This is a genomic window from Henriciella aquimarina, from assembly GCF_002088975.1.
Classification (GTDB): Bacteria; Pseudomonadota; Alphaproteobacteria; order Caulobacterales; family Hyphomonadaceae; genus Henriciella; species Henriciella aquimarina.
Genome location: NZ_NCST01000076.1, coordinates 1 through 22,968 on the forward strand (window position 1 = coordinate 1; position 22,968 = coordinate 22,968).

The 22,968-nt window shown below is 54.9% G+C and carries 20 protein-coding genes and 2 pseudogenes; 3 read left to right on the plus strand and 19 right to left on the minus strand.

The window, feature by feature from the left end; genetic code table 11:
• Nucleotides 1-120: 120 nt before the first annotated feature.
• On the plus strand, nucleotides 121-1,623 hold the full coding sequence (gene istA / locus B8784_RS12155; RefSeq protein ID WP_084398226.1) for an IS21 family transposase: 1,503 nt from the start codon (nucleotides 121-123) through the stop codon (nucleotides 1,621-1,623).
• Complete coding sequence (gene istB / locus B8784_RS12160) at nucleotides 1,620-2,447, plus strand: IS21-like element helper ATPase IstB (RefSeq protein ID WP_084398227.1); 828 nt, start codon at nucleotides 1,620-1,622, stop codon at nucleotides 2,445-2,447. Before istA ends, istB begins: the two co-directional genes overlap by 4 nt.
• Nucleotides 2,448-2,668: 221 nt before the next feature.
• On the opposite strand, the pseudogene B8784_RS12165 reads toward istB, so the two are convergent.
• Both B8784_RS12165 and B8784_RS12170 read right to left on the minus strand, forming a co-directional pair.
• Nucleotides 2,669-2,844: pseudogene (locus B8784_RS12165) on the minus strand (transposase); the annotation flags it as partial.
• A 66-nt stretch (nucleotides 2,845-2,910) separates the two neighbouring features.
• Nucleotides 2,911-3,597, minus strand: a complete 687-nt coding sequence (locus B8784_RS12170; RefSeq protein WP_158085663.1) for an IS110 family transposase — start codon at nucleotides 3,595-3,597, stop codon at nucleotides 2,911-2,913.
• Between the two features lie 79 nt (nucleotides 3,598-3,676).
• Between B8784_RS12170 and B8784_RS21325 the strand changes: the two are divergent.
• A pseudogene (locus B8784_RS21325) lies at nucleotides 3,677-3,859 on the plus strand (integrase core domain-containing protein); the annotation flags it as partial.
• Between the two features lie 385 nt (nucleotides 3,860-4,244).
• Here the strand turns inward: B8784_RS21325 and B8784_RS12180 are convergent.
• The 17 genes from B8784_RS12180 to B8784_RS12255 all read right to left on the minus strand — a co-directional run bounded on the left by B8784_RS12180 (nucleotide 4,245) and on the right by B8784_RS12255 (nucleotide 22,870).
• Complete coding sequence (locus B8784_RS12180) at nucleotides 4,245-4,991, minus strand: oxidoreductase C-terminal domain-containing protein (protein ID WP_233356107.1); 747 nt, start codon at nucleotides 4,989-4,991, stop codon at nucleotides 4,245-4,247.
• Between the two features lie 59 nt (nucleotides 4,992-5,050).
• The gene (locus B8784_RS12185) at nucleotides 5,051-5,875 is read right to left on the minus strand and encodes an alpha/beta fold hydrolase (RefSeq protein WP_084398230.1); all 825 of its coding nucleotides are present in this window, start codon (nucleotides 5,873-5,875) and stop codon (nucleotides 5,051-5,053) included.
• A 4-nt stretch (nucleotides 5,876-5,879) separates the two neighbouring features.
• Nucleotides 5,880-6,098, minus strand: a complete 219-nt coding sequence (locus tag B8784_RS12190; RefSeq protein ID WP_084398231.1) for a tautomerase family protein — start codon at nucleotides 6,096-6,098, stop codon at nucleotides 5,880-5,882.
• Between the two features lie 5 nt (nucleotides 6,099-6,103).
• On the minus strand, nucleotides 6,104-6,244 hold the full coding sequence (locus tag B8784_RS21605; RefSeq protein WP_158085664.1) for a hypothetical protein: 141 nt from the start codon (nucleotides 6,242-6,244) through the stop codon (nucleotides 6,104-6,106).
• A 62-nt stretch (nucleotides 6,245-6,306) separates the two neighbouring features.
• A complete protein-coding gene (gene bphC / locus B8784_RS12195; RefSeq protein ID WP_084398232.1) occupies nucleotides 6,307-7,188 on the minus strand; it encodes a biphenyl-2,3-diol 1,2-dioxygenase in 882 nt (293 codons plus the stop codon).
• A 37-nt stretch (nucleotides 7,189-7,225) separates the two neighbouring features.
• On the minus strand, nucleotides 7,226-8,461 hold the full coding sequence (locus tag B8784_RS12200) for an NAD(P)/FAD-dependent oxidoreductase (protein WP_084398233.1): 1,236 nt from the start codon (nucleotides 8,459-8,461) through the stop codon (nucleotides 7,226-7,228).
• Nucleotides 8,461-8,787 carry a bifunctional 3-phenylpropionate/cinnamic acid dioxygenase ferredoxin subunit gene (locus tag B8784_RS12205; protein WP_084398234.1) on the minus strand — a complete coding sequence of 109 codons (327 nt, stop codon included), beginning with the start codon at nucleotides 8,785-8,787 and terminating at the stop codon, nucleotides 8,461-8,463. Before B8784_RS12205 ends, B8784_RS12200 begins: the two co-directional genes overlap by 1 nt.
• A gap of 9 nt (nucleotides 8,788-8,796) precedes the next feature.
• The gene (locus B8784_RS12210) at nucleotides 8,797-9,363 is read right to left on the minus strand and encodes an aromatic-ring-hydroxylating dioxygenase subunit beta (RefSeq protein WP_084398235.1); all 567 of its coding nucleotides are present in this window, start codon (nucleotides 9,361-9,363) and stop codon (nucleotides 8,797-8,799) included.
• A gap of 133 nt (nucleotides 9,364-9,496) precedes the next feature.
• Nucleotides 9,497-10,873, minus strand: coding sequence for an aromatic ring-hydroxylating dioxygenase subunit alpha (locus B8784_RS12215; RefSeq protein ID WP_084398236.1), 1,377 nt, complete (start codon nucleotides 10,871-10,873; stop codon nucleotides 9,497-9,499).
• 55 nt (nucleotides 10,874-10,928) lie between these two features.
• Entirely contained in the window at nucleotides 10,929-11,681 is a 753-nt protein-coding gene (locus B8784_RS12220; RefSeq protein ID WP_233356109.1) for a GntR family transcriptional regulator, read from the minus strand.
• Nucleotides 11,682-11,993: 312 nt separating this feature from the next.
• The gene (locus B8784_RS12225; protein ID WP_233356110.1) at nucleotides 11,994-13,001 is read right to left on the minus strand and encodes an NADPH:quinone reductase; all 1,008 of its coding nucleotides are present in this window, start codon (nucleotides 12,999-13,001) and stop codon (nucleotides 11,994-11,996) included.
• Nucleotides 13,002-13,046: 45 nt separating this feature from the next.
• Nucleotides 13,047-14,942 (minus strand): AMP-binding protein, encoded by a 1,896-nt coding sequence (locus B8784_RS12230; RefSeq protein ID WP_084398238.1) that lies wholly within the window; start codon nucleotides 14,940-14,942, stop codon nucleotides 13,047-13,049.
• 171 nt (nucleotides 14,943-15,113) lie between these two features.
• Nucleotides 15,114-16,529, minus strand: a complete 1,416-nt coding sequence (locus tag B8784_RS12235; protein WP_158085665.1) for an outer membrane lipoprotein-sorting protein — start codon at nucleotides 16,527-16,529, stop codon at nucleotides 15,114-15,116.
• 55 nt (nucleotides 16,530-16,584) lie between these two features.
• On the minus strand, nucleotides 16,585-18,510 hold the full coding sequence (locus B8784_RS12240) for a hypothetical protein (RefSeq protein WP_143435459.1): 1,926 nt from the start codon (nucleotides 18,508-18,510) through the stop codon (nucleotides 16,585-16,587).
• Nucleotides 18,511-18,521: 11 nt separating this feature from the next.
• Nucleotides 18,522-20,969 carry an efflux RND transporter permease subunit gene (locus B8784_RS12245; RefSeq protein WP_084398241.1) on the minus strand — a complete coding sequence of 816 codons (2,448 nt, stop codon included), beginning with the start codon at nucleotides 20,967-20,969 and terminating at the stop codon, nucleotides 18,522-18,524.
• The gene (locus B8784_RS12250; protein WP_158085666.1) at nucleotides 20,941-22,017 is read right to left on the minus strand and encodes a WD40/YVTN/BNR-like repeat-containing protein; all 1,077 of its coding nucleotides are present in this window, start codon (nucleotides 22,015-22,017) and stop codon (nucleotides 20,941-20,943) included. Before B8784_RS12250 ends, B8784_RS12245 begins: the two co-directional genes overlap by 29 nt.
• A gap of 70 nt (nucleotides 22,018-22,087) precedes the next feature.
• Nucleotides 22,088-22,870, minus strand: coding sequence for an SDR family NAD(P)-dependent oxidoreductase (locus B8784_RS12255; RefSeq protein WP_084398243.1), 783 nt, complete (start codon nucleotides 22,868-22,870; stop codon nucleotides 22,088-22,090).
• Nucleotides 22,871-22,968: the final 98 nt, after the last annotated feature.

A 22,968-nucleotide genomic window follows, 5' to 3' on the forward strand; every position in this document is an offset into this window, starting at 1 on the left:
TGTGAATATCGGTGAGAAAGTGTGCCACGTGGCCGCCTGATTTTGGCGGTGTAAAAGTGGGCCATTTATTTTCGTTTCCGGGGATATGCCCCTGGGTTTTGCGAAAAGCGAGCCCCGGGGATGTATGGCGTGCATTTATATGAGCAGATAAGAGTAGCGGTTATTATTGACGGCATGTCGCGTCGCGCGGCGTCGCGGAAGTTCGGGGTTCACCGAGACACGGTTAACAAAGCGTTATCGCATTCAGTTCCGCCGGGTTACCGGCGCTCAAAGCCGGTGAAGCGCCCGAAGCTCGATCCCTATACGGGTGTGATTGACGCGATCCTGCAGCAGGATCTGGAAGTTCCGAAAAAGCAGCGGCACACAATCCAGCGGATATTCGACCGGTTAAAGGACGAGTACGGCTTTGACGGCGGCTATACGACGGTGCGCGATTATGTGGGCGATCGCCGGCTTGTGCTGAAGGAGGCCTTTGTGCCCTTGGCGCATGCTCCTGGCCACGCGCAGGTGGATTTTGGCGAAGCGCAAGTCGTGATCGGCGGCGTCCAGCAGACCGCGGCGGTGTTCGTGATGAGCCTTCCCTATAGCGATGACGCCTTCGTTCAGGTGTTCCCGCAGGAGACGGCGGAAGCCTGGTGCGAGGGTCATGTTCGCGCCTTCAAGTATTTTGACGGCGTGCCGCAGACGATTCTTTACGACAACTCCAAGCGGATCGTCGCGCGGATACTGGGCGACGGCAAACGCCAACGCACGCAAATGTTCTCCGGGCTGGTATCGCATTATCTGTTCAAGGACCGTTTCGGCCGCCCGGCCTGCGGCAATGACAAGGGCAAGGTGGAGAATCTCGTCGGCTTCGCCCGCCGGAACTTCCTTGTGCCGATCCCGCGGGCGACATCGTTCGAAAAGCTGAACGCCAAACTCGTGAGGGATTGCCGTAAGCGCCGCGACCGGCAAATGCGGGGCAAGGACGGAACCGTGGGCGAACGCTTTGAGGCGGACAGGTGCGCCTTCCGGGACCTGCCCGGGGGAACCTATGAGGCGTGCGACCGCCGCTCCGGTCAGGCGACGAGCCAGGCGCTCGTGCGCTACCGGCTGTCGGATTACTCGGTGCCGAGCGCCTATGCGCATCGCCAGGTGCTGATCAAGGGCTTCGTCGACAAGGTGGTGATCTCCTGCGGCGCGGAAGAGATCGCCCGGCATGAGCGCTCTTATGAACGCGACGACATTGTTTTTTATCCGCTGCATTATCTGGCGCTGCTTGAAAAGAAGCCCGGGGCGCTCGATCAGGCGGCGCCGCTCAAAGGCTGGAATCTGCTGGACTGTTTTGGCGAGTTCCGCCGGCGCGCCGAGGGGCGGATGGGCAAGCACGGCAAGCGGGAATATATCCAGGTGCTGCGTCTTCTTGAGACCTTCCCGATGAAACATGTCGAGCGGGCGGTTCGCGACGCGATGCGCCTGCAAACGATCTCCTATGACGCGGTCAAGCAATTGACGCTGTGTGCGGTCGAAAAGCGTCCGGCCCGGCTTAATCTTGAGCGCTATCCCAATCTGCCGAAGGCGGATGTGGCGACCACGAAAGCGCGCTCTTATCTGGCGCTGATCAGGGAAAGGTCCGTAGCATGAGTGAAGCGCCTGTCGTTGACGCTGCGCCGGCCCCGGAAACGAAGCCGCCGCACCTCCTGCTCGATCATTATCTGAAGACGCTGCGCCTGCCGAGCTTCAAGCGCGAATATGAAAAGCAGGCCGGATTAGCCGCTAAAGCCGGCGACGATCATGTCAAATATCTCCTGCGGCTGACAGAACTGGAGATGATCGACCGGGAGCGGCGTCTTGTTGACCGGCGCATCCGGGCGGCGAAGTTCCCGTCGGTCAAAAGCCTCGATACGTTCGACTTCAAGGCGATGCCGACGCTGAACAAGCCGCTCGTGCGCGATCTCGCCCGCTGCGAATATATTGATCGGCGCGAGAACGTCATTGCGCTCGGGCCCAGCGGCACGGGCAAAACCCATATCGCGCTCGGCCTTGGGCTTGCCGCCTGCCAGAAGGGACTGGCGGTCGGGTTCATGACGGCCGCCGCCCTCGTTCATGAACTGATGGAAGCGCGCGACGAGAAACGGCTCCTGCGGCTGCAGCGCCAGCTCGGCAATCTGAAACTTTTGATCATCGACGAACTGGGTTTTGTGCCATTGTCGAAAACGGGCGCCGAGCTTCTCTTCGAAGTGTTCTCCCAACGCTATGAGCGCGGCGCCACCATCGTCACCAGCAATTTGCCGTTCGATGAATGGACGCAAACCTTCGGTTCGGAGCGTCTCACCGGGGCGCTCCTCGACCGGCTCACCCACCACGTTCATATTTTGGAAATGAATGGTGAAAGCTACCGGCTCACGCAGGCCAAGAAGAACAAACAGGGGCCGGAAGCAAACGCTGGCGCCGAAGCGAACGGATAATCAGCGGCGGCGAAACGCCGAAAACAATGCGGAATGGACAAAAGGCGCGCCCTGACTCGAAGACGGTCAGCGCGCCTTTTGCGTCATTCCGCAGCGCCGCGCCCGCGGCCACGCCTCACCAAATAACGCTCATTCTCAAGCTGATTGTCGCTGCACCGGCCAGCCCAACTCGCCACTCAGTGGTACGTTTTTACGGCGCCAGACTGGTACGTTTTTAATCCGAGATTGACAATCTCGGACATCAGCGAGGCATCCATCCCGCCATATTTGCTGCGCCAGTTGTCGAAGTCGCGTTGCTGATCCCGTGCTCTCGGCAAAGGTCAGGCACAGGCACTCCACTCTCGCCTTGCTTCAGGATCGCGAGGATCTGCGCGTCTGTGAATCTCGATTTCTTCATCGTCGTCTCCGTCGATAGTCAACGCCGGAGAAGTCCAGTTTTCAAGTCGCTTATTTTCAGGGATGATTACCCTGTGACGGGCCCAACGCCCGGGATCGTCATGAACCGGCGGCATACTTCATCGTTCCTCGTCACCCTGAGCAGTTCACGGTGCAGGATGGCAAGTTCATCCATCATGCTTGCCCGTCCACGAAGCAAGGTGTCGACAATCAACTCGAGCCTGGCGCGACCTTCAGTAAGGTCTCTGACTCGGGCTTCAAAGCCAGCTGCGCCTACCCGTCCAACCTCGAGGCCGAAGGGACGAAGAAGTCCACGAATCTCATTCTCATGGTCCCGTAGCTTGTTGACGAAGAACTCGCGTGCAACGAGCAGACTTCTGAGCTCCTGGCTCTCAATCGACTTCACATGGCCCCGCTTGTGCCAACCTGATCGAACAAGGTGTGCAATCGATCGCGCGTCGTTACGATCGTTCTTGTTGATGCTCTTGGCGGTAATCGCAGCCTTCGCGTGTCGGGTCTCAATACAGATTGCCGGAAACCTGGCATCCTTCAGTCCGAAGTACAGCCATTGCGAAAGCGGACCTGCTTCCAGTCCGACCGTTTTGAAAGAGCCTGTGACCGGTCCCAGCAGATCCGCGATGCATGAAGGATCCGAAGGCGTCGTCTTCTCCATCATGATGCGCCCTTCGGCATCTACAACGCAGACGCTCGTCTTCTCGAGCGACACATCCAATCCGGCATATAAGTCAGACATAGCTTCCTCCTTCTCAATCCTGACAATGTCGGAAGCAAAGCACCAAGCGTCGCGGTAGCCAAAGTCTCGACTACGCCATCTCAACGAGACCTTGTTCCATGGCCTCAACCACGCCCGCGAACGCATCTCGGAATGGGGCGAGGACTACAATCATCGGCGCCCACACTCGGCGCTCGGATACAGCACACCGGCCAGTTATGCGGCCCGGTTCCCCGCGCCGGAAGGCGTACAAACCGCCGAGGCTCTAATCCCGTCCGGATGAAAGTTCAGTGGCAGGTCAACACCGATCACACGCACAGCCCGCGCAATCGTCTCGCCCTGGCTTGAGCGGACTTCAACTTCTCGCAACTTTGCAATGATCTCGTCAGGTCTGGCTCTCTTGCCCTTGGTTCAACTCCATTTCAGAGCCGATCCTATCTCAAAACATGGGCCAGTCTTTTTTAGAGTAGTCTAAGACTCAGCTGGTTTTGAGCATTTTCCTAGGAACAGCTTTTTCCCGGACAATCTCGCCCAACTGCAATTTGTCGAAAAGTGAAAAGTGTAATTTGCAGAAAGCTTTAAACCATCAAATCGTTTACTTTCTTGATACGGAGTGACGAACTCAAAGGCTTCGATGTGAATGTCGTTCTTGACAACATCCGCCCTAGCTACCCTTTTCTAGCGGTCGGTTTAAATAGGGGATAGCCTGGGTCTGCGATGGTTTCGTGGTCGCACGCACCGCCGGTGGCAACGAGACGCCGGCCTTGCGCGTAATCGTGGGTGGCGTTGACGCAGTCGAGGGCGATGACACGGCCGTCCTTAAGATAAATAACGGAGAAGGAACGGCTGTCCGGATCGCCGCGTAGCACCGCCTTATCATGGCCGTTCGAAAGGCCGGCGGTCTGCAGTTTGAGGTCGTACTGATCGGACCAGAACCAAGGAACGGCGTCGTAGGGTTTCGCAGCCCCTGCGATCGAAGCAGCGGCCACAGCCGCCTGATCATGCGCGTTCTGCACAGATTCAAGACGGATGACCGCGCCGCCAGCGTAGCGGTTCGCGTGCGCGGCGCAATCGCCGGCAGCGTAGATCAACTTGCCGTAAGTAATTCTTTCGCCATCCGAGCAGCGCGCTTCATTTGCCGCAGGATCGAGCGAGACGATCTTGCGCCCGGAAAGCAGATCGATATTTAGCTCGGCCCATGCTTCCTTCGGGCGCATCATCATGCGCTCGAACGGCTCCTCGCCTGCGAGATAGGCCTTGGATAGGGGCGGACGCTCATAGGGAGGATCTGCCTCCGCCCCCACCAGCGCAACCGCGCCGGCATATCCAAGTTTGCGCAGCATCAACGCAGCTTGTGCCCCCGCATGGCCCGTACCTACTATCAGTACGTCGATGTTGATTGTAGTGTCAGTCACGATATCCGTATTCCATCAGCTAGCCGGAGGAAGAGACGCAAGATCAGCCAAAACCGCCGTCACTCCCTCGCCAGGAAGTCAGAGACCAGGAGATTGAACCGGTCCTTGTGCTCGATTTGGGTCCAATGGCCGCATTTGCCGAACAGGTGTACTTCGGACGTCCTGATGAGATCGAACAGCCGCAGGCTGTTGCTCATCGGCAGAACACGGTCCTCACGCCCGTGCAGGATCAGCGTTGGGCAGGCGATCTTCGCAATTTCTTTTTCCGGCGTTGAAAGCGCCGTGATGTGCTGTTGGCGCGGTGCCGGGAACATGGCGCTAAAGGCCTCTTGAAAGCCGGGCTGAATGCTCGCCCGGTAGCGCATTTCGGCAAGCTCGTCTGAGACGAGCGAGTTGTCATAGGCGAAGATATCGAGCATCTCGCGCATCGCCTCTACCGACGGCTCATAACCCCACACTTTGTCGAGCGCCTCAGTCAGCTCGAATTCAAGGCCGGCTGCTCCCATCAAAACCATGCGCCGGACGCGGTCCGGATGATGAACCGCCATGGAGAGCGCGAGCGCACCGCCGAATGAGTTGCCGATAATATCAAATTCCTGAATGCCTAGGGCGTCGGCAAGATCCATCAGATGCCCGCGCCAACGCTCCATATTGTAAACGCCATCCGCCGGCCGCTCTGTGTAGCCGAAGCCCAGCATGTCCGGCGCAATTGCACGCACGCGCTCCGACAGCACCGGCAGGTTGAGCCGCCAGTTCGCCCAGGCCGTCACGCCAGGCCCCGAGCCGTGAATCAGGATTACCGGGTGCCCCTCGCCAAGATCATGATAGTTGGTCTTAACGCCGCCAGCGTCAATGAACTTGCCGATTTCGGGATTGTGACTCATTTTTCTATCCTTTTGAATCGCCGCTTGCTAGTTTTGCGCGTTCTTCCGCTTTCGAAACGCCCGCGGCGGCAAAGTGTTCGGGTGGCACTTCCCTGATAATGACGCGCACGGACTGGATCGGCGCATCAATCGCGCGCACAGCCGCATCGGTCAGCTCACGGATTAATGCCGCTTGCTTTTCGGGCGGGCGTCCTTCAAGCATGGTGACGTCAATAATCGGCACAGACCTTACGCCTCCACATTGATCGAGACGCAGCCGAACCGATCTCTTTCTGTCGTCCGTTTGGCGACAACTTCCGGCAGGGCGAACTCGAAGTTCTCATAGCGGCTGTCGACCACGTCCATCGCCGGCGCGACCGCATACTTCACCTGTAAATTCAAAATTTTCACACCCTGACATTGACGCCGCTATTCAGAAGTCTGTCAATCAGCTAAGCGGCTCCCATCCCCATAAACTTGTGCCCCCACATGCTGATACTATCGTATCGCACAACGGACCAATCAGCCTCGATCGTCCGCGCCCCCCAACCATATTCTACGGCAAACCCTGAAGGCGTCGCTCCGTAGAAGGAATACATATGATCATTGGTGTGACGTCCCATGGTCATCACGACCTGATTTTGATCGATAACCCGATCATATGCCCTGCCAACATCGTCAAACGAGGACACTTCCAGCATGAAATGGTGCAGCCGTTTCGGGGCCGGCGCCTGGATCAGAGCCAGCGTATGATGCCGCCTGTTGCAATGCAGAAAATTGACTTGAAGCTTCACCTCTGGGTTCATCTGCCAGTCGATGATGTCGGAAAGTTCCATACCGAGCCCCCGGATATAGAAATCCAGAGACTGCTCAAGATCGTCAACACTCAGGACGTAATGGCCCAGTCCTTGATCCTCGGTAATGAAACCGGACACCCCGGCAGGAGAAACAAACGGCACCTCATAGAGTTCGCTTGCCCCGTAATAGATCTCGATCGTAACACCTGACGGGTCCTTACACTTCACGAAGTCGATGACGGCACGTTCCGCCAGCTCCTCCGGATTGGCCCGCTGGATTGGGACACCGCACTGCTCAAGCGTTTGAGCGACACGTTCCATGTCGGCTTTGTTCTCAACTTCAAATCCGGCGTAGAGGATGTCATCCTTGGGACTCGGATGGACTCCGATCCGCCATCCGCGCGAGTCCAGCCGTAACAACAAAGCATCGCGCTTCGATCCCGCATCCATCAAGCCCAGTGTCTTCGTCGCGTAGGACCGCCATGCTTCAATATCCGAAGCGCCGAATCCGAGGTATCCAAGTTTCTTTACAGCCATTGTTTTCTCCCTTCGATATTTTGATTTGTTTGTTCACTCAGCATTTTACGTCCGCACGGGATGCAGCCTTGAAAACATCCCGCATGCCTGTCGTCCCATCCGCGAGCATGTTCGAATCGACCTCAAATTCCCGCTCAATGAGCTTCGTCACAAAAGCAAAATCCTTCGCTCTATCGATGGAAATCGCAGCCTGGATTACGCCATTATGCAGGCGCAGGTACATGCTGGCGTCCCCCTCTGGGCTCTTGCGCTCAACGATTGCACCCGGCCCTTCCACGTCTCCCATCATCTGAATGTGAGAACCCGCAATCTCTGTCCAGGATATCGGAATTTGGGGCGCCGGCTTCGCCTGCCCCACTATAGAGGATGCGGCGCATATGGCCTGGCTCTGAGAGTTCAGATAGGTCTCAAGGCTGCGCTGCCCTCCATCGCGCAAAGGCCAGCTGGCAGCATCGCCAATTGCGAACACGGCCGGATTGTCCGTTCGCCCGCAGGCGTCAACCAGAACCCCTCTATTGCAAGCAAGCCCAGCATCCCGGGCAAGCTCGACCGAAGGCTCCGCGCCAACGCAGACTATGGCGACATCACCAGTAAACCGGCGCCCCGATGAGCAACGGACATCCCGCACGCCAGCATCTGTGGAGATGCTCGTGACAGACACGCCCAAATGAATTTCCACGCCAAGTCCGGTTAGCCGATCACGGCACCATGCCCCCATCTTCCTGCCCAGAACCCGCAGCAGTAGTTCGTCTGACGACTCCAGGAGGACAACTTCGCACCCCATGGTTCTGACAGTTGTCGCCAGCTCGCAACCAATAAGACCACCGCCAATGATGATCACTCGCCGACCCGCACCAAGTTCCTCTCGCAAGGCGGCACTGTCTGCCAACGTCCGCAAAACATGAACGGTGCCCGGTGGAGCAGATCTTGCAGCCGCCAAACTCCTTGCACGCGCCCCTACGGCTAGGACAAGCTTGTCAAAGGTCACGCTCCGCTGCCGGTCAAGAACAAGGGACCTTGCATGAAAATCGACCGAAATGACGCGCTCACCAAGCCGCATCTCCACATCGAATTCCTGTTCCCAACCCGGCTTGGCCAGAGGCGGTGGAGGCCCCCCCGTCTTGAGGGTAGATTTTGACAGGGAAGGCCGGTCATAAGGCTCTTGCGCCTCATCGCCGAATAGAATGATGCTCCCCGAAAATCCGCTTTCTCTCAAAGAGCGACAGGCCGTAACACCCGCTATCCCCGCTCCAACAATTGCGACGGTCTGCATCACTCACCAACCTTTCCCGCCTCGTAGTCAACGAAGATTTCACCTCCACGAACTTCTACGGGATAAATTGTCAGTGGATCACAGGCTGGTGGCGCCTTTACCTTACCAGTTCGTACACAGAATTTTCCCCAATGGAGGGTGCACTCGATAACGCCATCTTCAAGAAAGCCGTCTGCGAGTGACCAGTCCCCATGTGTGCATCGATCCTGAGTCGCGAATATCTGCCCACCTACATTATAGACGGCTATCGCTTCCTCGAATGTCTCGATCTGCAGCGCCTCTCCTTCGGACACATCCTCTAGATTGCAGACTTTCTCGAATGCCATGACAGCCTCTCAAAAAAACAGGCTGAGATTGTTCGACAGAATAGTACTCTGATCGATATGAATCGTACGTTTTGCAATCTTGAACCCGAGTTCATTCTCGGCCCGACGCAAAACATCCAGTCTCTCCCCCGCAAATATGTCGACCTGGCGTTCCAGGCGGTTGCGGTACACGATAAAGGATGAGACGACGCTCAGCTCTGAGGCAGATAACTCTTCCTCTATCAGAACATTTCCGACAATATGCCGAGTCCTTGACGCAGGATTTTCAGACCACCCCACATCCGACATGAGCTTTCTCTGACGTCCACGCATCATGGTGAGGTCATCGTCGAAATGCGCGAACTCGTTATCTTTGGTGTACTCTAGCTTCTTTTGCTCGCGACGGGTCCTATTCGTCCGTATAGGCATGAAGTAGCGAATATCCTCATCGAGCAAGTCGAACCAATCGTTAAACTCATGTCTATCAAGAAGAAGGGCTTCTCGATAATAAAACTGCTCTACCTCATGTTGCAGCGAGAGCGCTTCAAGGCTTATGTCTCCCTGCCGGGTTGCCGCTCGCATCTTTTCGTCAATCATCGCTTCCTCCTGTCAGCCGCATGCCCCGATCCCATCAGCGGCCAGGCACTCCTTTGTGCGTGGTGCTTCAGTGATTTCTTCTCGGAACTTAGCTTATGCGGCCAGTTTCTGTTTTCCTCTTGCCTGGCTGCCGCTACGGCCCCAGAGTTTCCCAACTGGGTTCCGTCATCATGCGGATCCACTGACGGTACAGCCCCCGCGCCGCTTCTTCATTGTAAACGTAACCAATACTGCCCGGGAAATCCTTGTTTCCAACACCGGATCGGCCCTTGCCCATCTGGATATTGAAACGGCGCTTGCGAGCCTGATGGCCACGCAGGACACTCTGAATTTCGACCCAGTTCTCGCCATCATCCTGCTCAAACACACCGCCCGCTGAGAAAGTTCTCAATGTCTGCCGACGGTATTCCTCCTTGACCTCCTCAGGCGCGTCCGCATCAACAACCGTAAATGCCCAAATCTCCGTTTCATGTGGCCCACGAGGCTGCCATGTACGCACAGTGTTGATACCCGGAAGGAAAGAACATGTCGGAAAGACGGTCATGTGCTGAACCATCAACTGGCGCGCCCTTTCAGCACTACCTAGATGCTGTTCAGCTCTGCTGGCCGCTTCGCTGTCCGTCAAGTATTCGGTGACTTTCGGCCCCATGATCGCCAGCAGCATGCCAGGTTCCCCGACATAGAAACCCGTACCATGACCACCCCATTTGGCCCGGAACTGATACCCTACAGTCGGAATCTTGGCATCGGAAAGCTCCATACCTTCTGGTAACCCAGCCTCAATGCCGGAAAGGTGGGACACGGTACCTGCATGATACATATCGCTGCAGAATTGTTCGGCAGCAAATTTCCAATTGCAGGGGATAATCCATTTCTGCATTCCGCCGATGACCTCTGTCCCGGCCGGCGTGCGATCCAACATGTGATCCATATAGTAGGTCGCATCACTCAGATACTCCAACAGGGTAGGAGCGTTCTTGTCCCAATTCGCGAAGACCAGTCCTTTGTATGTCTCGACGCGCGCGTGAGTTGGTCCCCATTCCGACTTGTTGAAATCGCTGCAAAACGCCTCAGACTCATAAGGAACGTTGATCAAGTTCCCCCCGAGGTCGTAGGCCCAGCCATGATAGCTGCAGGTAAAGGACTTTGCATTGCCGCCATCCGTCCGACAAATGCGCATACCCCTGTGGGGACACTGATTCAGAAAGACCCTCAGACTCTTATCCTTCTGACGAACCAGGATGACTGGGTCTTCCCCCATATATGTCGTCAGAAAATCTCCTGGCTTGGGCACATGGGTTTCGTGCCCCAACAGGATCCAGGCTCGACCAAACACCCTCTCCTGCTCCAATCTGTAGAGATCTTCATCCGTGTAGATACGAGGATCGAGCGTGCCATCCTCTTCATCCAGAAGACCGAGGATATCCTCATTGGTCCAAGAGGGTCTCTTTTGAAACTCCCTGGGATCCGCGCCAATATTCAGTCTGGTTTTTGTTTTTCCTGCAGTCATTTTCCTCAACCTTTTCCAAGCAACAAAATTGCCCACTTGTTCTTGATCGGGCTTTTTATTCTGTACCCTGATCTTTTATTAGCAGACCACTTTTTTCCATGAACTCGAATGAAGCCCAAATATGTGTCGAAAGCGCTTCAACTGCGCCCTCCGCATCACGCCCCATGGCCAACTCGTAAATTTGCCGATGCTCCTCATGAACGGTAATGCCGGGATTAGCTCGCTTAGATGTCGTAACGCGCCGATATCGCTCTGCTTGCTTATAAAGGACCTCCCGAAAGCGTTGGACCCATCGGGAGTCTGCGGCAGAAACTAAGGCATCGTGGAATTCCTGATTTCTCAGTTCCCAGAAATCAAAATTGGTGACAGGATCCGCTTGCAGCCTTTTCTCTGCGAGGGATAGCTGATGGTATGCTTGGACAACCCGCCCCTCCCAGTCGTCCTTGCCAAGCAGAATACTATCCCGCAACGAGGAGGACTCCAGCAGAACCCGGGCCTTTGCAAGATCCTGAAAATCGCCAATCGACATTGGCGCTACGCGGAAGCCCCGTTGAGCTTGCGTAAGGACCAAACCGTCGGATACGAGCAAGGATAGCGACTCTCGGACCGTCCCTACGCTGACGCTGTAATTGTCACTCAAAGACTGCAGTTTCAGCTTCTCACCAGGTGAGTATTTGCCATGAATTATGTCGGAGCTCAGCAGACCATAAGTCGACTCAATCAAGCTGCCGGCGCCATCGGCATCCACCGCAGCAGAACTACGAGAGAATTCTTGTTCAGCCATTTGATTGAATGTTTCCTCGACCATATTGTTCTTTTTTTCAAATAAAATTATTTTTTTCGCCTGTCAACAAATTTCGACCTTGAAAATAAGCCAATCATCGAAAAGCTTGCAGAATCTCAGCCGCACTTGCGTCCAGGTCCCCGGCCTAGCAAGGGGCACCAGACTGAATGCAGCATACCTCCTCCGCCAAAGGAGACTGTATGGCTCGAACAAGGCCCACAGGCGCAGACCATCTTCGCAGTTCTCCAAAGAGTGTGCATCCAATCACGAAACGGGGCGCAAACACCTCTTAAGCTCCCAATACTCTAAACGAACGCCGTCACTGCGTCGCGCGACCTAGTTAACTTCCAACACAATGTTGCCCGCCACCTGCCCGCTTTCGACCAACTGATGTGCCTTGACAATGTCGTCTAACGTCAACTTCAAAGCGATATTGTGGATCATCTTCTCGCTCTGGAGCATCGAGTACAGAAGTTTCTGTGCTTCACGCCGAGCTGTGTCCGAAAGCTTGTAAGCGATAAAGAAGCAGTATGTGATGTTTCTCGCAATGGACGCAGAAAATGGTACGACCACCTCCTTACTGCTGCTTCCGTAAGCGAGCACCACCCCTCCCTCGCACAAGAGAGAGACATCAGTTGCAACATTTTTTGCGACATCAACTTCAATTATGCGATCCACACCTCGACCGCCGGTCACTTCATTAATCGCCGCAACCAGATCATCCGTGCGATAATTTAAGACAATATCCGCACCCGCTTCTTCTGCGAGCTTCGCCTTCTCCGGCGCGCTGACAGTCGCAATGACTGTCTGCGCGCCTGCGTATTTGGCTGCCTGAATGGCATAATGACCGACTGCTCCAGCCCCTCCTGCGACCAAAACTGTTTGCCCGGAAACGCCACCATTCGAGACCACCGTATGACATGCCGTCATAGCCGGAATCCCAAGACAGGCACCCACTTCCAATGGGCAATTATCAGGCAAGGGTTGAGCTTGTGCTTGCGGAAGAATCACAAACTCAGCAGCCGTCCCAAGGCTTCGCCCCCATGCAGCATTCCACACCCAGACCCTATCGCCCGGTTTGAAATTACTTACCCCGGTTCCAACCGACTCGATGTATCCAGACCCGTCACTATGCGGAACTCTTGGAAAAGGTATCGCCGACGGAATATGTCCGCTTCTGGTCTTAACATCTGACGGGTTCACACCGGTCCACTGCATCCGGACGCATATCTCTCCCGGGCCAGGTTCCGGCAGGTGAACTTCCTGAATTTGAAATACTTCTTCGGCTGGACCCGTCTTGGAGTAAGCATAAGCCTTCATAATTGCACCTCTATTCAGTTCCATATTGATCACTATTCAAACTAAAACGATCCCAGATTGTCCGAATGTTCATTCACTATTCTTCAGCGTAATCTCGATATCCTGAAGTACGCCCGGGTTATCAATGGTCGCGGGCATGCTATATTCCTTGCCATCGGCTAGAGACTTAAGCGTTCTGCGCAAAATCTTTCCGGAGCGAGTTTTGGGCAACTGAGCCACAACAATGGCTTTGCGAAATGCTGTGACTGCGCCTATCTCTGCACGGACTAAATTTATTACCTCCGAAACAATTTCGCCTTCGGAACGCTGCACACCATCATTGAGGACAAGCATCCCGAATGGGACTTCCCCTTTGAGTTCGTCTGCTAAGCCGATAATTGCGCACTCTGCGACATCAGGATGGCTCGCAACGACCTGCTCAATAGCACCGGTCGAAAGCCTGTGCCCGGCGACATTGATAATATCATCGACACGACTCATGATGTGAAGATATCCCTGATCGTCGATGTATCCGGCATCACCCGTCTTGTAGTATCCCGGAAATTCCGAAAAATAAGAGTCTACGAAGCCTTCCTCATTGTGCCACAAAGTAACCAGACACCCAGGTGGCAGGGGCAACTTCACCACAACTGATCCCTGAAGCCCCTTGGCCAGTTCAGACCCACCATCATTGACAATCCGTACGTCGAAGCCAGGCATGGGGACACAACTCGATCCATAGACAATTGGTAATTGTTCAAGACCGAGCGGATTTGCGGCAATGGGCCAACCCGTTTCCGTCTGCCACCAATGGTCAATTACTGGCACGTTTAGAATTTTTTCAGCCCACTGAATTGTATCGGGATCGGCCCTCTCACCGGCAAGAAACAGCTGGTTGAACACACTCAAATCGTACTCTGCCAATAACGTGCCCTGCGGATCAGCCTTTTTTATCGCGCGTATGGCTGTCGGGGCCGTAAACAGCGTGCTGACACCGTGCTCCTCGATGACCCTCCAGAAGGTTCCGGCATCCGGTGTTCCCACGGGCTTTCCTTCAAAAAGAAGGGTCGTACTTCCATTCAGAAGCGGGCCGTAGACAATATACGAATGGCCCACGACCCAGCCCACATCCGACGCCGCCCAGAACACATCTGTCTGCTTGACGTTGTATATGTTGGTCATCGACCATTTGAGCGCCACCATATACCCGCCATGGTCGCGCACGATGCCTTTTGGCACACCGGTGGTTCCCGAAGTGTGGAGGATGTAGAGCGGATGGTTCGAACCGACCCACTCGCACGAAGTATGCCCGGGTTCCAACTTCGCTTTTTGCACCAGCGAATACCATTCGTGTTCTGATTGCCCTGCTAATTCACACTCATGAGAAGGTCTCTGCAGTATTACTGTATGATCGGGAGAAAAAAGGCCGAGCCTGATCGCCTCGTCGAGGAGAGGCTTGTATTCGACGATTCGACCAGGCTCGAGTCCACAGGATGCCGACAAAATCACTTTTGGTTTGGCGTCCTGAATCCGGGTTGCCAACTCCTTTGCCGCAAACCCGCCAAAGACGACGACATGAATTGCACCGATACGCGCTGTGGCGAGCATGGCGATTACCGCCTCGGGCACCATGGGCATGTAGATGAGAACCCTGTCACCCTTCTCCACGCCGAGATCCCTGAGAACTACAGCCATGGCGCAGACCTCTTCAAGCAACTCAGAATAAGTGTAGCGCGCCTGCGCCCCAGTCATTGCGCTGTCATAGACAAGGGCAACGTAGTCTCCTCTGCCTTCTGCGATATGACGGTCGAGCGCATTCCAGCAAATATTGCATTCAGCGCCAGCAAACCATCGCGTGGATCCATTGCCGACATCGCTTCGTACGCTGTCGAATGGCCGGTGCCAGTCCAGATCGCCCGCCGCCTCTTCCCAGAAGTTATCCGGGTCAGATTGCCAATGTTCGTAAACTTCTTTGTACCTACTCATGTGACTTCTCCGGAAAGCGGCGCCCCGGCACCGTCATATCTAAACATCCGGGGGACTTGGCGCGGGGTGGGAACGGGCGGCCGACGAGCGAAATCGGCGCCGCATCAAATGGCAAGATGCCGTGTCGGCTCCTTCGTGAAAACGAAGCGCCGACACGGTTAAATGGAGAGACTAGCGCTTGTCTCTCAGCTTATCGACGTCGAAGAGGGCGTTATCCATTTCATCAACACCTTCCCAGTCCGAAGTCACGCTCATTATCGTATGACGTTTCGAGATGACATTCGGAATGATAACAGTGCGCCACATGGCTTTGCCCGTGGTTGGCTGCCACCAACGTGAATCGCCCCATGCCCGCCACAGATTCCCGCGACGGTCGAACATCTCCATCCACTGGGTATAGTAGAGTTCCTTGTCTACCCAGACGCGCTTCTTGGAGTACTGGTAGCTGTTTGTCAGGTCATCGATATCGTAGACCCACACAGGCCGCAGCTCCATGTCCACGATCCCTGTCAGCCCGCAGCGAGCATCATCGGAACGGTAAGGGTCATAGGCTGCACCAACCTCAGGTGCGGCAAGCACGAAGCCTTCCTTGACCATCGTATACTTGAATTTCCGCTTGTCCGTCTTGGCCCACTGGCTGCGCCACTCATCCCAGGTCAGTTCAAGCGACGGCGCGATCGGATCCTGCCCATTGGTCCCTGTAAGGGTGCGTGTTCGACGCAGGGTCGGGATGAAGAGCTTGAAATTGTCGTCTTTGTCGGCGTCGGCATAACGCAACCGCACGCCTGCCAGCCCGCGAACATCTCGCGGAGACGTCAGAAGCAGGGACCCCGCCTCTGTCACACCTTCAAATCCGGGGACATTCCCGAGAGGCGCCTTGCCTACCCTGCCAGCCATCTTTCGCCACCAGATGTTTCCGGTGTAAGAGCGCTCGACCTTATTCTTCGAGCTGCAGCCGGTCATGAGAACCGGGTTGAACCAAACGTCCTCCGTGCCCACGCCGTGGGAATTGAACAGCCAGTTCAACTCGTCACCATTTTTGGGATTCAGGAAGGGAAGACCAGCCTTCGTCAGAACGCCATTCTGTCCGTCCTTATCGACCAGTTCTCCCTTATCGTTGATCGAGAACGGATCAGGACCCAATTTCTTGGTTGCGTCGAGTAAAGGCTTCTGCATGTAGTAGTGGGTCGTCGGTACGATCCTGATGCCTTCAATCCCCATCCATTCACTGCTCAGGCGGTCCATCCAGAACTGCGGCAGATAATCCGCCAACCATGGCATGGACGCCAGGTTATCCTTCGTGATGATCAGGCCCGGTTTCAGATCATCAGGAAGATCAGCCGCTTCGATCAGTGACGTCGCAGTATAGCCGCGATAGTCGCTCCACGCCTTTTCCAGGGCTCTCGTTTCATCATTGTCGAGCATATCTGCCCAGGCCTGATGTTCGGGCAGCCCCGTTTCAGCGGCAAACTCCTTCCACTTGGCGATATAGTCTTCTTGAGCCTGGGCGGCAGGGGTGCTTGCCACCGCCAAGGCGACAAACCCAGCCGCTCCGGCTAGTATATTCTTCAGTTTCGCACTGCGCATTTCACTCTCCATTTTGTTTGTTCAGACTGGCGTGGCCATACCTTCATCCTGGCTTTCAGAATTGGTATGTCAGTGAAAACTCCACGTAGTCTGAGTTTTTATAGAGGCCCAAAAGGCCCTGCTCTTCCTTCCCGCCAAAATAGCCAAGTTCAATTCTCGGCTTCCAGCTTCCTCCGCCTACGGCAAAGTCGATCCTCTGCCTAAAGGCGACGCCGCCTTTATCCATGTCCCAGATTGCCAAGCCATCCAGGATCACCTTGTCGTTGAACAGACCTTTAGAATATGTCTGTGTAAGGAATTCTTGATGCCTCTCCACATTCGTAAGCGCATACGGTGCCTGAAAGAGCAGGCCGTCAGTATCATCGGTATAGACTTCTAAGAACTGGGTGGTCATGAAAATCGAGCTGCGCTGAGACTCCCAGCCAGGAACCCAGAGATTGAAGTCGACTCCGATCAACAGAGACACCTGATCCCTTTCCGCAACAGTGTCCTCTCGGGTTGTAATCAGAGCCGGTGTACCGACGATGACTTGCCCCGGGATGAACGGATCATCGATCGTACCTTTGTTGAAAGGCTTATCGAACTCATAGGCCGCCTCAAGACGCAGAACCGGAGAGACACCTTTTCCTCCAAGACGAATTTCAGTCATGTCACGGGTAAAGGAAAAGCCTACAGTCTTTTGCCGGTAAGTATAATCCATGTCGAAATCAGCAGTTATGGAACACGGGACCCCACCGCCAGCGGGATCCAGAATGTCCAAGCAGCCAGACGGAATAAGCGGAAAGTCACCCGGTGCCGCGGTTCCCGCAGCAAGAGACTGAATAAAATCCACATATTGCCCAGGCCCATTCATGGCCCCGATCGTCGTCGCAAGATCAATCGGAACATTCACGACACCTATTGCATTCTCGTCTCCGAGAAAAGTGCCGATGTGAACTGTGGCACCCGTGTTGACTAATATGGGAAGATCTTGGAAGCCATAAAATCCATTGATCGTCGCCTGCCCTCCTAGGGTGTCGAACTTCAGTCGAAGTCCGACCTCCGAATCCTCCCACGCCTCGGTCTCCTTGTCTGTCAGCTTCGCTCCCAGCAAGGGCATCCCGAAGCCCGATTGTCCCTCGACCATGCGAGGGAATGGCAGGCCAAAAGGCCCCCCTGAAGTGCTCGAATTTGGGGTTGGATTGTTCACGACAAACTCGCTATGCCGCACAATGGGAGTGTAGACGACTTCCAACGAGGAGTTTTTCATGCCCAATCCAGTGAAGGGTGCGCCTATACCAAGCGCATTCACATCAAGTGCCAGAGCCGCACTCCATTGCGAAATCCTGAGATCCTCGGTATCGGCAAAAATGGACCTCTGCCGCAGGTCCTGGGGATTGAGGATATCCAGCAGCCGGAGGCCGTCCGCTTGGCCCCACCCACGCTGAAATTTTCCAAGTTTCAGATTGGCCCGCCCTTCGGAATCCGCGAGAGCAATTGAAAATTCCCGGATGATGTCTTCTTCGAAATCATCGAGAAATCGACTCTCCTTGCCATCATTGCCGAACGGCTGCGGCATTACGAGAGAGCCGTTGTCAGTAAGCTGGAAATCGAAGCGATCTCGAAATGGAGGCCCTTGGGAAAAATCCGGCGTGCCCGGTCCAACAGCCTCGCCGTCATCCAGATCGTAATACCAGTCCCCTCTCAGCCAAAAATCCGACACAACTGTTACATTGTTGTTCGGTGTCCATTCTGCCTGAATTTGCGCAACGAACTGCGAAGGACCAATGCCAACCTTGTCGTCGCCATAGCGATCAAAATAGACACCGGTTCCCTGTGTGAGTCTTCCTCCGACCCAGACATTATCAGGAAGCCCGAGAGCATCCGAAAGCGACTGAGCACTTGCTGTTGACGACAAGCCGATCAGAGCAAGCAACGCGGTCGCTCCAGGTATCCAATGAGACACACTCATGCATTTATACTTTTGTGCACTTTTAGTCATCCTATTCTCCCTCATATTGATTGGAATTTTGTGCGGTTTCCTACCGGATTTTCATCCTCAGTAGATTGAAATTCTGGTTCGAATTCCGACCGGAAAAATGGAAACCCACGTGGCTTCAGAATGCCAATCAAAGCAGGAACTACCGTCAGCGCCCCAACCATGTTGAAGAGAAGAATGATCGCCAGAAGCACGCCCATTTCGGCCTGAAACCTTATTGGTGACAGGAAGTACCAAGGCAACAGGGGCAGAATCATCGTCAATGCTGTTACAATGACAGCGACACCGGACGTATTGAATGCTCGCTTTGCGGCTTCTTTGAAATCAAACCCGTGGAGCATCTCGTCCCGAATCCGATCAGCGAGGTAGATGCTGTAATCCACCCCCCTTCCAAGGCCCAAAGCAGCCAGCGGCAGCGTATTGAGGTTCATGCCTACATCCATAAGCGTCATGACGCTCATGGTAATATAATGGGATGTCGTCAGCACAAGGATGATCGTTGCCGCAATGGCCGGAGACCGGTAGAGCCAGAGCAGATTGAACGCAATCACGATTATGATCGCAACCAGGAGCAGATTCTCCTTGTGTTCAACCTCATCATTGGCGGCCTTGATGAGACCGACTTGGCCACCGGCATATTGGACTCGTGGCTCATCTTCCTCGAAAGCGTATTCATCTGAAAACTGGTCGCCCGCCGCCTGCAGGGCATTCACCGTGTCCGCACTGTGTTCACTCGTATAGATCGCGAGCTTGCCGATGCTCCATTCGGAATTCGTGTATGCGGCAAAGTCTCCCGGCTCGCCGCCGGAACGAAACATGTAGATGTTCAGACCGATCTCGTCCTCGGTATCCGGAACGATCTGATAGGAGGGGTCGCCCTCCCAGAGCACCATGTTGATATTCTTGACAATTGGGACCAGGCTTTGCGCCCGGGTTGCGACAGGGACACGCTCGTAGACGTAGCGATCGAAAGCCTCGATCTGATGATATACTCTCGGATCCAGCATGATTTCCCCGTCTCCGGAAAAGTACGCCTGCATCACATCCGTGCCGACCCTGTCGAAACTTGAGTTTATCCTGCGAACATCGTTGTTGTATTCGGAATCCTGCCAAAGAATGGGGCTTCCTTCGGCGTCGCCTATCTTCAGGCCTTGCGAGACCACGACCCCCCCCAGTAGGGCGATCAGGAATGCCGGCATGAAGACGAAGCGTGAGGCGCGCAGCCCAAATATCCTTGCGAGCACACCTTGCCCCGGCAGGGTCGTGCGAAACGATTTCGGCTTGCGAAGGATAGCCATGAAGGCAGCTGCGACAATAATTCCAGGCGTCAGCGTCAACAGCCAGAACGTACAGATGAACGCCAGAGACTGTATACTTGGAATTGCAACAAGTGCCAGAACCGCAAAACCGGCCGCATCCGTAATGACTGCAGCAGTACTCGGAAACAGAAGCCGCTTAAGCCCTTCCCCGACCGAGCCCCTCATGGATGGATAATTCTCGACCTCATCGAACACTCGTGAGACGAACTGAACCGAATGCGACAGAACGGTCGCAAATACAAAAAACGGAAGCAGCAGCAGAAGCGGATCAAGATTGTACCCAACCGCTCCAATGGCACCAAATCCCCAGATCGTGACGGCAAACGCCACCAGCATGGGAACGGCAACTCCGATCCAGCACCGGAAGTAGATATAAAGCACGACCGCAATGGCCAGTATAGAAGCTGCAAAGACCAGCAGCATATGAGGCAGATACTTCTTCACGGTACCGAGCAGAACCGGCCTCCCGACGACCGAAATGACAACATCCTCCTCGGCAAACTGCGCTTTCAGATCGTCTACGAATGAAATGAATTGTCTTGTATCGATGTCTTCCGACAACTCGGCCGAAATCATCATTGCCGTTTCATCAAGCGACACCAGCCCCCCGAGGAACTGGCTGCGCACCATCTGCTTGAACTGCGTCATACCCGCTTCGTCCGACGGCAATTCCGGCCACATGAGCGGATGGACAAGGATCTGGCCTTCACGGCCGGAAACAGACCGCGTCTTTCGCAGATTGGCCGCCTCGAAAAGAGGCCTCACATTTGAATCGTGAAAGTAGATTTCATCGGAAATTTCCCGATAGATTTCCAGAAAGTCGCTATTGTAGATGTCACCGGATGTACTCCGCACCTCAATCAGTACATTGTTGACACCACCGAACTGATCACTGAATTCCTTGTACAGATCAACATTCGGGTGATTGGCCGGCAGCATGTCCTCAAGGACGACCTTCAGAGAGACGCCCGTGGCTCCGAAATACCCGGCCACCGATGTCACGATCAGGGCCAGCACCAGGATGAAACGAGGAAACCTGACAACGATATCGGAGATAAATTTTACCACAACAATAAACCCTAGATACTTGGAGATGGAGACGCAGCGTGTCTGCTCACCAGCGAACCATTTGATGGGCGACAAGCCGGGCAGGTTCCACTGTCAGAAGAGCCCCGCTTGATCCGACCACGATGTAATTTCCATTTTTGTCGACCGCGGAGACGCCGCCGTACCAGCGAAACCCGGGCAAGCTCTCAATCGGCGCAAGATGCGAGTCCGGAGCACCGGCCACAAGCCTCAACACCCCGCCCTGCCCGACGGCCAACCCATCGCCGGACGGCTGAAGACTGAGATCGAAAAGATGCTCCTCTGTTCCGGAATTCACGTTTTCGATCTGAAGCGAAAGTTCCTCACCTGTTTCCAGAGCGCTTCCGGGCAACTCGGACACCTTGACCAGAGCCCCCCCCAACCCGACCGCCATCGCGTGGTTGCCCCACGTGGCGACGGACGTATAGGTGACAGAGGATTCACCTCCACCCAGAACGCTCCAGTGCGACCCGTTGTCGGTGGACGTGGCGACAACACCAAATTCCCCGACCAGGATCAGACGGCCGTTCTCGAAGCGGGCAATCCCGTTAAGCCGGGGCAGATCCCTTCCCTGGAAGTCCGTCAGGGACTGACGGACCCAGGTGTCACCGCCATCCGCCGTGTACAGAATTGTACCTTCATGGCCGACGACCCATGCGGTCCGGGCATCCAGGCAATAGATGTCGCGGAGATTTGTGTGTGCTTCCGTGTGAGACACTGTCCAGGACACGCCTCCGTCTTCGGACTTCAGGATGCGGCCGCGACTGGTCACCGCAAAACCTGTCAGCTCATCGGAAAAATCGATGCGCCGGATCAAGTCGGTATAGGGAATTTCTATTTTTCTCCAGCTTTCACCACCATCCTCGGTCTTCAGGATTGTGCCGTAGTAGCCCCCCGCCCAGCCTGTTGATTCATCCTGAAAATCCACTGCGAACAAATTGTCGGGCACCAGCCGCACCCGCCCGCTTCCCGCAAAATCAATATTGGAAGACAGCAAGCCGCCGTCCTCATCCGCCTGCGGCGCGGCAGACATCGGGCTGAACAAAACAAAAGGCAGGACACAGATGCTCAAAAAAGCCAATTCCCGCAGAGATACGAGCCTCATCTCTTGCCCCCCCCCAAGACTATAATTCAACGCACGAAAACCGAACATGGGCCGAGACCTATTTCTCGCGTCAACCGACCCCCAATCCGCCATCCGACAATACAGTCGTGCCTGTCATGTATTTTGACGACTCCCGGCAAGCGAGCATCGCATACAACGGAACGTGATCTTCAGGCTCCGCCGCATATCCCAGCGGCGTCATGCCTTCGAGCAGCGGACCGATGCCTGGGATCTCTGACATGCGGGCCCCAGCATGCTGAGAAGAGGGGCTACCAGACAAATTCGTAATCGTCCCCCCAGGCGCCACGCCGTTTACGCGAACGTCTGGTGCAACCTCTTTGGCAAGCTGCTTGATCAGGCCAATAACAGCATGCTTCGATGCAACATAAATGGGACCACCGCCACCCGTGAAAAAGCTCGAAGTCGATGCGGTGAAAATCATTGCACCTTTTGACTTCCTCAGCGCAGGCAGACACGCATAAGCGCCGAGCGCATAACCTTTAACGTTAATGCCGAAGAGATCATCGCAAATACTCTCAATCAGGTCTGCTGGCTGCTGCTCCAGAGGCGTGATAAAGTCCCAGACGCCAGCGTTTCCGATGAACGTATCAAGACGCCCGAAACGCTCCTCAGTCTGCGCAACCGCTTTTTGATTATCCTTCAAATTGCGTACATCACCAACAATCGTAGCAACCTGCCCGCCGAATTCGTCGCGCAACGAATCTGCCTGTTCATCACTGATGCACATCACACAAAGTCGAGCACCCTCACTTGCGAAATGGCGAACGATGGCGCGACCGATGCCAGTTGCACCGCCCGTTATAAGCACTGCGTTTCCCTGAAGATTGGGCATGATGTTTCTCCTCCCGATTGATCGTCATGTGGCTCGAAGACTCGCCGCAGACGTTTTGTTCTTTTTTTTATAAAAAATTATTTTTTTGCGTAAGTCAA

What these genes read in the sequence shown, in the direction of transcription:
- B8784_RS12170 (WP_158085663.1), bottom strand. Translation starts at nt 3,597, where the DNA reads ATGTCTGACTTATATGCCGGATTGGATGTGTCGCTCGAGAAGACGAGC.
- B8784_RS12220 (WP_233356109.1), bottom strand. Translation starts at nt 11,681, where the DNA reads ATGGTCGAGGAAACATTCAATCAAATGGCTGAACAAGAATTCTCTCGT.
- B8784_RS12205 (WP_084398234.1), bottom strand. Translation starts at nt 8,787, where the DNA reads ATGGCATTCGAGAAAGTCTGCAATCTAGAGGATGTGTCCGAAGGAGAG.
- istA (WP_084398226.1), top strand. Translation starts at nt 121, where the DNA reads ATGTATGGCGTGCATTTATATGAGCAGATAAGAGTAGCGGTTATTATT.
- B8784_RS12240 (WP_143435459.1), bottom strand. Translation starts at nt 18,510, where the DNA reads ATGACTAAAAGTGCACAAAAGTATAAATGCATGAGTGTGTCTCATTGG.
- B8784_RS12200 (WP_084398233.1), bottom strand. Translation starts at nt 8,461, where the DNA reads ATGCAGACCGTCGCAATTGTTGGAGCGGGGATAGCGGGTGTTACGGCC.
- B8784_RS12210 (WP_084398235.1), bottom strand. Translation starts at nt 9,363, where the DNA reads ATGATTGACGAAAAGATGCGAGCGGCAACCCGGCAGGGAGACATAAGC.
- istB (WP_084398227.1), top strand. Translation starts at nt 1,620, where the DNA reads ATGAGTGAAGCGCCTGTCGTTGACGCTGCGCCGGCCCCGGAAACGAAG.
- B8784_RS12235 (WP_158085665.1), bottom strand. Translation starts at nt 16,529, where the DNA reads ATGCGCAGTGCGAAACTGAAGAATATACTAGCCGGAGCGGCTGGGTTT.
- B8784_RS12255 (WP_084398243.1), bottom strand. Translation starts at nt 22,870, where the DNA reads ATGCCCAATCTTCAGGGAAACGCAGTGCTTATAACGGGCGGTGCAACT.
- B8784_RS12185 (WP_084398230.1), bottom strand. Translation starts at nt 5,875, where the DNA reads ATGAGTCACAATCCCGAAATCGGCAAGTTCATTGACGCTGGCGGCGTT.
- B8784_RS12250 (WP_158085666.1), bottom strand. Translation starts at nt 22,017, where the DNA reads ATGAGGCTCGTATCTCTGCGGGAATTGGCTTTTTTGAGCATCTGTGTC.
- B8784_RS12225 (WP_233356110.1), bottom strand. Translation starts at nt 13,001, where the DNA reads ATGGAACTGAATAGAGGTGCAATTATGAAGGCTTATGCTTACTCCAAG.
- bphC (WP_084398232.1), bottom strand. Translation starts at nt 7,188, where the DNA reads ATGGCTGTAAAGAAACTTGGATACCTCGGATTCGGCGCTTCGGATATT.
- B8784_RS12215 (WP_084398236.1), bottom strand. Translation starts at nt 10,873, where the DNA reads ATGACTGCAGGAAAAACAAAAACCAGACTGAATATTGGCGCGGATCCC.
- B8784_RS12230 (WP_084398238.1), bottom strand. Translation starts at nt 14,942, where the DNA reads ATGAGTAGGTACAAAGAAGTTTACGAACATTGGCAATCTGACCCGGAT.